This is a genomic window from Streptomyces sp. HUAS MS02, assembly GCF_055702265.1.
Genome location: NZ_CM146747.1, coordinates 7,109,760 through 7,121,493 on the forward strand (window position 1 = coordinate 7,109,760; position 11,734 = coordinate 7,121,493).

General features: G+C 69.7%; 11 protein-coding genes. 10 read left to right on the forward strand and 1 reads right to left on the reverse strand.

The genetic code is table 11. The features are described 5' to 3' along the window. Positions 1-44 precede the first annotated feature (44 nt). Positions 45-1,079: a LacI family DNA-binding transcriptional regulator gene (locus tag ACZ9QC_RS30570; protein WP_316729113.1), complete on the reverse strand. Its 1,035-nt coding sequence runs from the start codon at positions 1,077-1,079 to the stop codon at positions 45-47. 465 nt (positions 1,080-1,544) lie between these two features. Between ACZ9QC_RS30570 and ACZ9QC_RS30575 the strand changes: the two genes are divergently transcribed. The 10 genes from ACZ9QC_RS30575 to ACZ9QC_RS30620 all read left to right on the forward strand — a co-directional run bounded on the left by ACZ9QC_RS30575 (position 1,545) and on the right by ACZ9QC_RS30620 (position 11,619). Continuing rightward, positions 1,545-2,816: an extracellular solute-binding protein gene (locus ACZ9QC_RS30575; RefSeq protein WP_472916061.1), complete on the forward strand. Its 1,272-nt coding sequence runs from the start codon at positions 1,545-1,547 to the stop codon at positions 2,814-2,816. A 125-nt stretch (positions 2,817-2,941) separates the two neighbouring features. After that, positions 2,942-3,946, forward strand: coding sequence for a carbohydrate ABC transporter permease (locus ACZ9QC_RS30580; RefSeq protein ID WP_184894944.1), 1,005 nt, complete (start codon positions 2,942-2,944; stop codon positions 3,944-3,946). A 13-nt stretch (positions 3,947-3,959) separates the two neighbouring features. After that, entirely contained in the window at positions 3,960-4,886 is a 927-nt protein-coding gene (locus ACZ9QC_RS30585; RefSeq protein WP_472916062.1) for a sugar ABC transporter permease, read from the forward strand. A gap of 243 nt (positions 4,887-5,129) precedes the next feature. Further along, a complete protein-coding gene (locus ACZ9QC_RS30590) occupies positions 5,130-6,806 on the forward strand; it encodes a glycoside hydrolase family 13 protein (protein WP_472916063.1) in 1,677 nt (558 codons plus the stop codon). Positions 6,807-7,358: 552 nt separating this feature from the next. Then, positions 7,359-8,360: a cyanobactin maturation protease PatG family protein gene (locus tag ACZ9QC_RS30595; protein WP_472916064.1), complete on the forward strand. Its 1,002-nt coding sequence runs from the start codon at positions 7,359-7,361 to the stop codon at positions 8,358-8,360. A 39-nt stretch (positions 8,361-8,399) separates the two neighbouring features. Beyond that, entirely contained in the window at positions 8,400-8,594 is a 195-nt protein-coding gene (locus ACZ9QC_RS30600; RefSeq protein ID WP_472916065.1) for a hypothetical protein, read from the forward strand. A gap of 6 nt (positions 8,595-8,600) precedes the next feature. Beyond that, positions 8,601-8,792, forward strand: coding sequence for a hypothetical protein (locus ACZ9QC_RS30605; protein WP_472916066.1), 192 nt, complete (start codon positions 8,601-8,603; stop codon positions 8,790-8,792). Then, positions 8,789-9,016, forward strand: a complete 228-nt coding sequence (locus ACZ9QC_RS30610; protein ID WP_472916067.1) for a hypothetical protein — start codon at positions 8,789-8,791, stop codon at positions 9,014-9,016. The genes ACZ9QC_RS30605 and ACZ9QC_RS30610 overlap by 4 nt, the downstream gene beginning before the upstream one ends. A gap of 114 nt (positions 9,017-9,130) precedes the next feature. Further along, positions 9,131-10,015: a S8 family peptidase gene (locus tag ACZ9QC_RS30615; protein ID WP_472916068.1), complete on the forward strand. Its 885-nt coding sequence runs from the start codon at positions 9,131-9,133 to the stop codon at positions 10,013-10,015. Positions 10,016-10,236: 221 nt separating this feature from the next. Beyond that, entirely contained in the window at positions 10,237-11,619 is a 1,383-nt protein-coding gene (locus ACZ9QC_RS30620) for an alpha-amylase (protein ID WP_472916069.1), read from the forward strand. Positions 11,620-11,734: the final 115 nt, after the last annotated feature.

The following is an 11,734-nucleotide window of genomic DNA, read 5'->3' on the forward strand; positions in this document are numbered from 1 at the left end:
CCTTGTCCTCCGCACGTACCGCATTGTTCCCCCATATCTCCGCCTCAGGTACGAGAGCGGTCCCCAGGCGCCGAGGCGGTCGACCCCCGCACCACCAGTTCCGGCATGAACACGAACTCGCTGTGCGGCGCCGGAGTCCCCCCGATCTCCTCCAGCAACGTCCGCACCGCCGCCTGTCCCATCGCCGGCACCGGCTTGCGGACGGTCGTCAGCGGTGGGTCGGTGAAGGCGATCAGGGGGGAGTCGTCGAAGCCGACGACCGAGATGTCGTCCGGGACCTCCAGCCCCCGCTGCCGGGCCGCCCGGATCGCGCCGAGCGCCATCATGTCGCTCGCGCACACCACCGCCGTGCAGTCCCGGTCGATGAGCGCCATGGCCGCCGCCTGGCCGCCCTCCAGCGTGTAGAGGGAGTGCTGGACGAGTTCGGACTCGACGGTCGCGGCCTGGAGCCCCAGCTGGTCCTGCATCGTGCGGACGAAACCCTCGATCTTGCGCTGCACCGGCACGAACCGCTTCGGGCCCAGCGCCAGACCTATCCGGGTGTGCCCGAGCGAGACCAGGTGCGTCACCGCGAGCGACATCGCCGCCCGGTCGTCCGGCGAGATGAAGGGGGCCTGCACCTTCGGGGAGAAACCGTCGACGAGGACGAACGGCACGCCCTGGGCGCGCAGTTGCTCGTAACGCTGCATGTCGGCGGAGGTGTCGGCGTGCAGACCGGAGACGAAGATGATGCCGGCGACCCCCCGGTCGACCAGCATCTCCGTCAGCTCGTCCTCCGTCGATCCGCCGGGGGTCTGGGTGGCGAGCACCGGGGTGTACCCCTGCCGGGTCAGCGCCTGGCCGATGACCTGCGCCAGGGCCGGGAATATGGGGTTCTCCAGCTCCGGGGTTATGAGGCCCACCAGGCCCGCGCTGCGCTGCCGCAGCCGGACCGGCCGCTCGTAGCCCAGCACGTCGAGGGCGGCCAGAACGGACTGGCGAGTGGTCGCGGCGACGCCCGGCTTCCCGTTCAGGACGCGGCTGACAGTCGCCTCGCTGACCCCCGCCTGGGCTGCGATGTCGGCAAGCCGTGTGGTCACAGCACCGGACTGTACCGGCCGGACCTGCGCTTGCCCACCGGCCCGGCGTCGGGGGCGGGCGGGGATGCGGCCCGGCGCGGGCTGCTGCGTCATCGCGGTCCCTCGTGATTCTGGTCGGTGTCCGTGGGGGCGCCCGTGTGCGGAGGGGGTGGGCTTCGCAAGGCGCTGACAGGGTGATGATGGCCGCCCAGGCCAGTGGTGGCAAGAGCTTGCAGAGTCTTGCACAGCCGCCCGAACACCCGCTGAGCAGCTCTGATAGCAAGTTTCGGCCAAGTCGAGCGCAGGTTACGGGCCGATAACCATCACCCCTCGTTGCAATTTTTTGCAGCAAGGTCTTTCGTCGCGCTTACAACGCTGTTACGTTCGGCCTCGCCCGGCGGCGGCGACGGCGCGGCCGGAACCCGGCAGGAGCGGCAGACGGGGCCCTCTGCCCGGTACACGGGCTTTCACCCTCAAGGAGATCTCATGCGGCGTGGCATAGCGGCCACCGCGCTGGTGGCGTCGATCGCCCTCACGGCGACGGCCTGCGGCGGAAGCGACAGCGGCGAATCGGCCGACGGTCCGGTCACCATCACCTGGTGGGACACCTCCAACGCCACCAATGAGGCGCCGACGTACAAGGCCTTGGTCAAGGAGTTCGAGGCCGCCAACAAGGACATCAAGGTCAAGTACGTCAACGTGCCCTTCGACCAGGCGCAGAACAAGTTCGACACCGCCGCCGGCGCCACGGGCGCGCCGGACATCCTGCGCTCCGAGGTCGGCTGGACGCCCGCCTTCGCCAAGAAGGGCTTCTTCCTGCCGCTGGACGGCACCGAGGCCCTCAAGGACCAGGACAAGTTCCAGCCCAGCCTGGTCAAGCAGGCCCAGTACGACGGCAAGACCTACGGCGTCCCGTTCGTCACCGACACCCTCGCGCTGGTCTACAACAAGGAGCTCTTCGAGAAGGCCGGCATCACCGAGGCCCCGAAGACCTGGGACGACCTGAAGAAGGCCGCCGCCACCATCAAGGGCAAGACCGGCGTCGACGGCTACTGGGGCTCCACCCAGGCCTACTACGCCCAGTCCTTCCTCTACGGCGAGGGCACCGACACCGTCGATGTCGCGCAGAAGAAGATCACCGTGAACTCCGCCGAGGCCAAGAAGGCGTACGGCACCTGGCTCGGCCTCTTCGACGGCAAGGGCCTGCACAAGGCGGACACCACGGCCGACGCCTACGCCCACATCCAGGACGCCTTCGTCAACGGCAAGGTCGCCTCGATCATCCAGGGCCCGTGGGAGATCACGAACTTCTACAAGGGCTCGGCGTTCAAGGACAAGGCCAACCTGGGCATCGCCACCGTCCCGGCCGGCTCCACCGGCAAGGCGGGCGCCCCGACCGGCGGCCACAACCTCTCCGTCTACGCCGGCTCGGACAAGGCGCACCAGGAGGCGTCGCTGAAGTTCATCAACTTCATGACCTCGGCGAAGTCCCAGGAGACCATCGCCCTGAAGAACTCCACGCTGCCCACGCGCGACGACGCCTACACCGCCGAGGTGAAGGCCGACCCGGGCATCGCCGGCTACCAGACCGTGCTCGCCGCCGCCCAGCCGCGCCCCGAGCTGCCCGAGTACAGCTCCCTGTGGGGTCCGCTGGAGACCGAGCTGCTCGCGATCGCCGGCGGCAAGGAGTCCCTGGACAAGGGCCTGGGCAACGCGGAGACCGCGATCGCCAAGCTGGTCCCGGACTACAGCAAGTGATCCCGGGTGGCCGCCGTGTCCCACCCTCCCGGCCGCGGCCGGGGGACGGAGACGGCGGCCACCGGCCCGGTCCCCGGGCAGCCCGGCCCCCGATCTTCCAGTGATCTTCCAGAAGGTGTCGAACGATGACAGTCGCCATCGACCGAGCGACCGGCCAACGCCGAGGTGAACCGGGCGGGCGCCCGGGCCCGCTGTCGCGCCTGAAGCAGTCGTACCAGCGGTACTGGTACGCGTACGCGATGATCGCCCCGGTGGTCGTCGTGCTCGGCGTCCTGGTGCTGTATCCGCTGGCGCGCGGGCTCTACCTCACCCTCACCAACGCCAACAGCCTCAACTCGGCGCGCACGATCGGCGCCAACCACATCGAGGCCACCTACGAGTTCATCGGCTTCGACAACTACGCCGACATCCTCTGGGGCCCGACGTCGTACGACCGCTTCTGGTCGCACTTCATCTGGACGATCGTCTGGACGGCGCTCTGTGTCGCCCTGCACTACTTCATCGGCCTCGGCCTCGCGCTGCTGCTCAACCAGAAGCTGCGCGGCCGCACCCTCTACCGGCTGATCCTGGTCCTGCCGTGGGCCGTGCCGACCTTCGTCACCGTCTTCGGCTGGCGGTTCATGCTCGCCGACGGCGGTGTCATCAACGCCGGCCTCGAAGCACTGCACCTGCCGGCACCGCTGTGGCTGGAGGACACCTTCTGGCAGCGGTTCGCCGCGATCATGGTCAACACCTGGTGCGGTGTGCCGTTCATGATGGTCTCGCTGCTCGGCGGCCTGCAGTCCATCGACTCCTCGCTGTACGAGGCGGCGGAGATGGACGGCGCGAGCGCCTGGCAGCGCTTCCGCTACGTCACGCTCCCGGGCCTGCGCTCGGTCAGCTCCACCGTCGTACTCCTCGGCGTCATCTGGACGTTCAACCAGTTCGCCGTCATCTTCCTGCTGTTCGGCGACACCGCGCCCGAGGCACAGATCCTCGTGACCTGGGCCTACTACCTCGGCTTCGGGCAGCAACCGCGTGACTTCGCGCAGTCGGCGGCCTACGGCATCCTGCTGCTGGCCATCCTGATCGTCTTCACCTCCGTCTACCGCCGCTGGCTGAACCGCGATGAGCAGCAGCTCGCGATCTGAGGCAGGAGCCCCCATGAGCACCACGACGCCCACGACGACCGGCAGGGCCACCACGGCCGCCGAGGACCGGCCGACCGCGCCGACCCCCTCGGCGCCCAGGACCCGCCGACGCGGCGAGAACAGCCTCGCCGGCTCCCTCGCCTCCCACGCGATCCTCATCGTCGCGAGCCTGGCCGCGCTCTTCCCGATCGCCTGGCTGGTCTTCCTGTCCCTCGGACCGGACAAGGACGATTACCTGCATCCCGGGCGCATCTTCGGCAAAATGACCTTTGCCAACTACTCGCACGTGCTTCAGGAGACACCGTTCTTCGACTGGCTGATCAGCACCCTCGTCGTCTCGCTCGGCACCACCGTCCTCGGGGTGCTGATCGCGGCGACCACCGGTTACGCCGTCTCCCGCATGCGCTTCCCGGGCTACCGCAAGTTCATGTGGGTCCTCCTGGTCACGCAGATGTTCCCGGTGGCCGTCCTGATGGTGCCGATGTACGAGATCCTCTCGGAACTGCGGCTCGTCGACAGCTACCTCGGCCTCGTCCTCGTCTACTGCTCGACGGCCGTGCCGTACTGCGCCTGGCTGCTCAAGGGCTACTTCGACACGATCCCCTTCGAGATCGACGAGGCGGGCCGCGTCGACGGGCTCACCCCCTTCGGCACCTTCGCGCGGCTGATCCTGCCGCTCGCCAAGCCGGGCCTCGCGGTCGCCGCGTTCTACAGCTTCATCACCGCGTTCGGGGAGGTCGCCTTCGCCTCGACGTTCATGCTGTCCGACACGAAGTACACCTTCGCCGTCGGTCTGCAGAGCTTCGTCAGCGAACACGACGCCCAGCGCAACCTGATGGCGGCCACCGCCGTGCTGGTCGCGATCCCCGTCTCCGCGTTCTTCTACCTCGTGCAGAAGAACCTGGTGACCGGACTGACCGCGGGGGGCACGAAGGGGTGACGCTCCGCTGGGAGGGGCGCGCGGGGTCGTCCGTTGTCTGCGGCTCCGGTGGGGCTTCTCGCGCCCCGCGGCGGAGCCGCTGATGTCAGAGCCCCGCGCCCCTGAAGGGGCGCGCAGGCCCCCACTCCCGAGAACCCGAGGCGGTCGTGGTGACCATCCGACCCCGCTGTCACCGCGGCCGCCTCGTCCCCCTTCCCGTCCTCATCCTTCTGCCCAGATGACCCGTCACGCATCAAGGACGTCATGAGCCACCAGCACTCCACCACCACCCCCACCGCGACCCCCGCCGAGGCACAGCGCAGCGATTGGTGGCGCGACGCGGTGATCTACCAGGTCTATCCGCGCAGCTTCGCCGACAGCAACGGCGACGGCATGGGCGACCTGGAGGGCGTACGTTCCCGACTCCCGTACCTGCGCGACCTCGGCATCGACGCCGTGTGGCTCAGCCCGTTCTACGCCTCCCCGCAGGCCGACGCCGGCTACGACGTCGCCGACTACCGTGCCGTGGACCCGATGTTCGGATCGCTGCTCGACGCGGACGCCCTGATCCGCGACGCCCACGGGCTCGGCCTGCGCATCATCGTCGACCTGGTCCCGAACCACTCCTCCGACCAGCACGAGTGGTTCAAGCGGGCGGTGGCGGAGGGTCCCGGTTCGCCGCTGCGCGACCGCTACCACTTCCGCCCCGGCAAGGGCGCGGACGGTGAACTCCCGCCCAACGACTGGGAGTCCATCTTCGGCGGCCCGGCGTGGACGCGGGTGACGGAACCGGACGGCACCCCCGGCGAGTGGTACCTGCACCTCTTCGCCCCGGAGCAGCCCGACTTCAACTGGGACCACCCGGCGGTCGGCGACGAGTTCCGCTCCATCCTCCGCTTCTGGCTGGACATGGGCGTCGACGGCTTCCGTATCGACGTCGCCCACGGCCTGGTCAAGGCGGACGGCCTCCCGGACCTCGGCGCCCACGACCAGCTGAAGCTGCTGGGCAACGATGTCATGCCCTTCTTCGACCAGGACGGCGTCCACGCGATCTACCGCGAATGGCGCCTGGTGCTGGACGAGTACGCGGGGGACCGCATCTTCGTCGCGGAGGCCTGGACCCCGACGGTCGAACGCACCGCGAACTACGTCCGGCCGGACGAGCTCCACCAGGCCTTCAACTTCCAGTACCTGGGCACCGACTGGGACGCGGCCGAGCTGAAGGTCGTCATCGACCGCACACTGGACGCCATGCGCCCGGTGAACGCCCCCGCGACCTGGGTGCTGTCGAACCACGACGTGACCCGCCACGCCACCCGCTTCGCCAACGAACCGGGCCTCGGCACGCAGATCCGCCTCGCGGGCGACCGCGCGCTGGGCCTGCGCCGCGCCCGCGCCGCCTCGCTCCTGATGCTGGCGCTGCCCGGCTCGGCCTACGTCTACCAGGGCGAGGAACTCGGTCTCCCCGACGTCGTCGACCTGCCGGACGAGGTCCGCCAGGACCCCGCGTACTTCCGGGGCGCCGGCCAGGACGGCTTCCGCGACGGCTGCCGGGTGCCGATCCCGTGGACCCGCGCCGGCTCCTCGTACGGCTTCGGCACCGGCGGCTCCTGGCTGCCGCAGCCCGCCGCATGGGCCGACCTGAGCGTCGAGGCACAGACGGGCGTCGCGGAGTCGACCCTGGAGCTGTACCGCACGGCCCTGTCCGTCCGCCGCGAACAGCCCGGCCTCGGCGCGGGCGACTCGGTGGAGTGGCTGAAGGCCCCCACCGGCGTCCTGGCCTTCCGCCGGGGCGACTTCGTGTGCGTCGCCAACACCACGGGCGAGGCGGTCCGCATCCCCGCGTACGGCCGGGTCCTGGTCGCCAGCGGCGAGGTGACGGTGGCCGACGACGAGGCGAAGCTGCCGGGGGACACGACGGTGTGGTGGACGACCGGCTGAGCTCCACCGCGAGGCAGCGGCGGCGACGTCGCCGCGGTCGACCGTCAGGGCCCGTCACCCCAGCCCGGGGTGACGGGCCCTGACGCGTCCCGGTGTACGGGCGCGGCCGGTCCGACCGGTCGAGGTGCGTGCCGGGAACCGCGGGAGGACAGTGGAAAGGGGCGGGGACGTTTCGGGGGCGCCGAGGGAGATCGGTCAACACCGGGATGTGAGCTAGATGGTTGACGGTGCAACGAGCGGTCGGGACGCGGCGCACGGAGAGGCGGAGCGCGACACGGACGACCCGCGCCGCCACGATTCCCGCGGCCGTGACTCCGGCCGTGGTGACTCCCGCCGTCACGACAGGTCTCGCCACCGGGTCCGTATCCCCGGCTTCGCCGCCCCCGACGACGCGGGGATCGGACTGGGCGATGCCCTCGCCCGAGTGACCACCGCGATGGGGGTCCGGCCCTGCGGCGGCTGTGGGCGCAGGGCCGAGGCGTTGAACCGGTGGATGACGATCGGTGGCGGGCGAGAACACTAGCCAGAGCGTGCGTGAGGAGTGACTGACCCATGGACCCCGAGATCACAGACGGCGCCACGGACACGAGCCCTCCGCCGGAGGCCGGAACCGCAACCGGGACTGGGACCGGGACACGGACCGCGCCCGCTCCGCCCCCCGCGTCGTTCGATCCGGACGACGTCCGCCCGGTACCCGCCGAGTCCGCTGTCACCCAGGCATGTTGCGGTTGCGCCGGGTCCGGCTCCCACGACGGGGGCGGAACGGAGCGCGCCAACACCGCGCCCGGTTACGTCTATGTCCTCGGCCAGGTGCGTGCCGTCTTCCCCGATCTCTCGGTCCAGCACGAGTTCTCGCAGGTGGCCGCGGCCGGTGGAGCCCGTGACCCCAGTGATGCCGACACGGTCTACCGTGTGCTGTCCGCCCCCGAGAACCGCTACCTGGCCCGGCAGATGTGCTACGTCCTGTCCGTGCAGGGACTCGACACCTATGTGCTGCAACCCGTCGACCCGGCCGACCTGGACGACCTGGTGCAGGCCCTGCGCCCCGTCCGGGACGACCGCGGCCTCGCCGTCGTCGTCGGCGTCCTCGGCCCCCTCGTGCCGCCGGGTGCGTGCCAGGGACTCTCCGTGCCGGTCGTCCACGTCGAGAAGATCTGGGCCTTCGACACGAGAGAGCTGATCGAGGCGATCGACCGCCCCGACGACACCTCCCGCAAGGGATTCGAGAAGACCGCCAGGGAGGTCCTCGACCGGGTGCTCCAGCTCAACGACAACATGGGGCTCGACCCGGCCCACCGGGCCCTCAACTACCTGACGGTGCGGGAGCAGGAGATCTACCGCAAGACCAGTGAGATGCGCTCCGCAGGCTTCGCCCTGTCCGCGGTCGAGACGGGTCCCTCCCGGCTCAGCGCGGGGGCGCAGAACGTCATCTCGGTCGTCTTCTCGTACACCCACCGCCAGACCAATGTCACCGAGCAGTTCTTCGTCCGAGTCGGTCTCTCGGGGCTCTTCCCCTTCCGGGTGACACCCGTCCAGCGCTACTACCCCCGGTGAGCGACACCACGACACGAGAGAGGAAAGAGGCGAAGGGACATGCGTATCCCCGGATTCGCCGTCGAACCGGCGGCACCCGGAGCGCACGCCGGTGACCTGATGGTTCCTCAGCACTTCACCTGTGAGGAGGAGCTGAGGCCGGTCTGCCGCCACCACTGCCGGCGCGCCCACGATCCCCGTGCATGCGTGCGCAAGTGCCTGGCGACGCTCTGCGAGGAGATGTGGGAGAGGTGACCCGAGATGAGCCTGCCAGGATTCACCCTGACGAACTCGCCCGCCCCGGTCGGTGACCGGGTCGTGGCCCAGTTCTTCACCTGTGAGGAGGAACTCAGGCCGGTGTGCCGGATGCAGTGCAGGAACTCCTGGAACCCCGCCGCCTGCGTGCGGGACTGCATCGCGGAGAACTGCTCCGGCCCCTATGAGACGACATGACGCTTCCCGGATTCGTCCCCGCGGTCCCCGTCCCGCGCGTCCGGCGGGGCGGGGCCGGTGACCGGCTGCATGCCCAACTCGACATGTACTGCGCCACGTTGTGCTCGCACCTCTGTTCCGACGTCTGCCGGGACGTGCCGTCCTACGAGGTGGGCGAATGTCTGAACCGTTGCGCGGAGGAGTGCCTCGGCGCCTGTGGCCCGCCGGAGCCCCTGGCTCCGTGAGCGGGTCGATCCGTGAGCGAGGGCGTCCGTGAGCGAGTGAGCCCGGGAGTAAATGAGTCCCTGAGCGGGTGAGTCCGGCCGTCCCGTCGGGCGGGCCGGGGAGAGGGGCGTGGCATGGACCCGTTGGAACTCGTGGGGCTCCCCCCGCTCATGGCGCGCACCTCGGGCCGGCCCTCGGTCGTCATCGGTCTGATCGACGGCCGCGTCGCCCCGGACCACCCCGCGTTCGCGGCCCGCTCGGTGCGGGAACTGCATCCGCCGACCGCCGGTGCGGGAGGCTGCCGCCGCACCGACGTCTGCTGCGCGCACGGCACCGCCGTGGCCGGGATCCTCGTCGCGGACGGGGGCGTCGCCCCCCGCTGCACCTTGCTGTCACGGCCCCTCTTCACGGACCACCCGGCCGACGGCGGCCCCGCGACCTGCCTCTCCGGCGTACGGACCGCGGAACTGGCCCGGGCGCTCACGGAGATCGTCGACGCGGGTGCCCACGTCGTGAACCTGAGCATGGCCCAGCCCGCCCCCTCCGGCGTCCGCGACCACGCGCTGGAGGAGGCCCTCGGCCACGCCGCCGCCCGGGGGGTGATCCTCGTGGTCGCCGCCGGCAACCAGGGCAGGCTGGGCTCCTCCGTCCTCACCGACCACCCGTGGGTCGTTCCGGTGACCGCCTACGACCGGGCCGGGCACCCCATGCCCCAGTCCAACCTGGGTACGTCCGTCGGCCGCCACGGAGTCGGTGCCCCCGGTGACCGCGTCCGGGGCCCGGTCACCGACGGTCACCCGCTCGTCCTGAGCGGTACGAGCGCCGCCGCGCCCTTCGTCACGGGCACGGTCGCCCTCCTGTGCTCGGCGTTCCCCGAGGCCACCCCGGCGGCCGTACGCTACGCGGTCACCCATGGCCCCGGCCGCCGCCGTTCGGTCACGCCACCGTTGCTGAACGCCTGGGCCGCGTACACGGCACTCCGCGACGGGAGCGGCATCCAGGGAGGCCGGTCCAAGTAGGCCACCGACGCCCAACACCCTTGCCTGTGAAGAGATTTCGTGCGTGTGAAGAAGGTGTGTCCGGAGGGTTGACCGTCCGGCAAGTGGACTCGTACTTTCCTCTCGGTTGAAAGTTTTCAGCCATCTTGCAGCAAGAATCAGCAACGGATCTTGCCGCACGGGCCCCTCACGGCCCGCGGACCCTCCCCATCGGCTCCCTTCAACGGAGAAGGACCCCACACATGGCCAGCAGAACCCTCTCCGGCGCGCTCGCTCTCGCGGCGGGCGCGTCGATCGCGCTCGCGGTGCCCACGACGACCGCGTACGCCTCACCCCCGGGCACCAAGGACGTGACCGCCGTCCTGTTCGAGTGGAACTTCGCCTCCGTCGCCAAGGAGTGCACCAACACCCTCGGCCCCAACGGGTACGGCTACGTCCAGGTCTCGCCGCCCGCCGAGCACATACAGGGCTCGCAGTGGTGGACGTCGTACCAGCCCGTCAGCTACCGGATCGCCGGGCGGCTCGGGGACGCCACCGCCTTCAAGAACATGATCGACACGTGTCACGCGGCCGGCGTCAAGGTCGTCGTCGACACGGTCGTCAACCACATGTCGGCCGGCAGCGGAACCGGCACCGGCGGCTCGTCGTACTCGAAGTACACCTACCCCGGCCTCTACTCCTCCTTCGACTTCGACGACTGCACCGCCACCATCAGCGACTACGGCAACCGCGCCAACGTCCAGAACTGCGAACTCGTCGGGCTCGCCGACCTGGACACCGGTGAGGGGTACGTCCGGTCGGCCATCGCCGGGTACATGAACACCCTGCTCGGGTACGGCGTCGACGGCTTCAGGATCGACGCCGCCAAGCACATCCCGGCCGCCGACCTGGCCAACATCAAGTCACGGCTGAACAACCCGTCCGTGTACTGGAAGCAGGAGGCCATCTACGGCTCCGGGGAGGCCGTCCAGCCGAGCGAGTACACCGGCAACGGAGACGTACAGGAGTTCCGGTACGCCTTCGACCTCAAGCGGGTCTTCAACAACGAGAACCTCGCCTACCTGAAGAACTACGGCGAGGGCTGGGGGTACATGAACAGCTCGGTCGCCGGTGTCTTCGTCGACAATCACGACACCGAGCGCAACGGCTCCACGCTCAGCTACAAGGACGGCGCCAACTACACCCTGGCCAACGTCTTCATGCTGGCCTACCCGTACGGCGCGCCCGACATCAACTCCGGCTACGAGTTCACCGACCACGACGCCGGCCCACCCAACGGCGGTGCGGTCGGCGCCTGTTGGCAGAACGGGTGGAAGTGCCAGCACGCCTGGCCGGAGATCATGCGCATGGTCCCCTTCCGCAACGCCACCCGCGGCGAGGCCGTCACCAACTGGTGGGACAACGGGGGCGACGCGATCGCCTTCGGCCGCGGCAACAAGGGCTTCGTCGCCATCAACCACGAGTCGGGCAGCCTCAGCCGCACGTACCAGACCTCCCTCGCGGCGGGCACCTACTGCAACGTGCAGAACAACACGACGGTCACCGTGAACGGCTCCGGCCAGTTCACCGCGACCCTCGGCGCCAACACGGCTCTCGCCCTCTATGCGGGCAAGAGCAGCTGCTGACGGCTCACTGTAAGCCGTTACCGTTACTTTCAAGCCTCTTGCTGAAACGCTTTCGGCGGCGATACGGTCGCGCGGGGTCGGACCCACCAGAGCCGTCATCGCAAGGAGCCCATCT

What these genes read in the sequence shown, in the direction of transcription:
- ACZ9QC_RS30575 (WP_472916061.1), top strand. Translation starts at nt 1,545, where the DNA reads ATGCGGCGTGGCATAGCGGCCACCGCGCTGGTGGCGTCGATCGCCCTC.
- ACZ9QC_RS30580 (WP_184894944.1), top strand. Translation starts at nt 2,942, where the DNA reads ATGACAGTCGCCATCGACCGAGCGACCGGCCAACGCCGAGGTGAACCG.
- ACZ9QC_RS30585 (WP_472916062.1), top strand. Translation starts at nt 3,960, where the DNA reads ATGAGCACCACGACGCCCACGACGACCGGCAGGGCCACCACGGCCGCC.
- ACZ9QC_RS30590 (WP_472916063.1), top strand. Translation starts at nt 5,130, where the DNA reads ATGAGCCACCAGCACTCCACCACCACCCCCACCGCGACCCCCGCCGAG.
- ACZ9QC_RS30595 (WP_472916064.1), top strand. Translation starts at nt 7,359, where the DNA reads ATGGACCCCGAGATCACAGACGGCGCCACGGACACGAGCCCTCCGCCG.
- ACZ9QC_RS30600 (WP_472916065.1), top strand. Translation starts at nt 8,400, where the DNA reads ATGCGTATCCCCGGATTCGCCGTCGAACCGGCGGCACCCGGAGCGCAC.
- ACZ9QC_RS30605 (WP_472916066.1), top strand. Translation starts at nt 8,601, where the DNA reads ATGAGCCTGCCAGGATTCACCCTGACGAACTCGCCCGCCCCGGTCGGT.
- ACZ9QC_RS30610 (WP_472916067.1), top strand. Translation starts at nt 8,789, where the DNA reads ATGACGCTTCCCGGATTCGTCCCCGCGGTCCCCGTCCCGCGCGTCCGG.
- ACZ9QC_RS30615 (WP_472916068.1), top strand. Translation starts at nt 9,131, where the DNA reads ATGGACCCGTTGGAACTCGTGGGGCTCCCCCCGCTCATGGCGCGCACC.
- ACZ9QC_RS30620 (WP_472916069.1), top strand. Translation starts at nt 10,237, where the DNA reads ATGGCCAGCAGAACCCTCTCCGGCGCGCTCGCTCTCGCGGCGGGCGCG.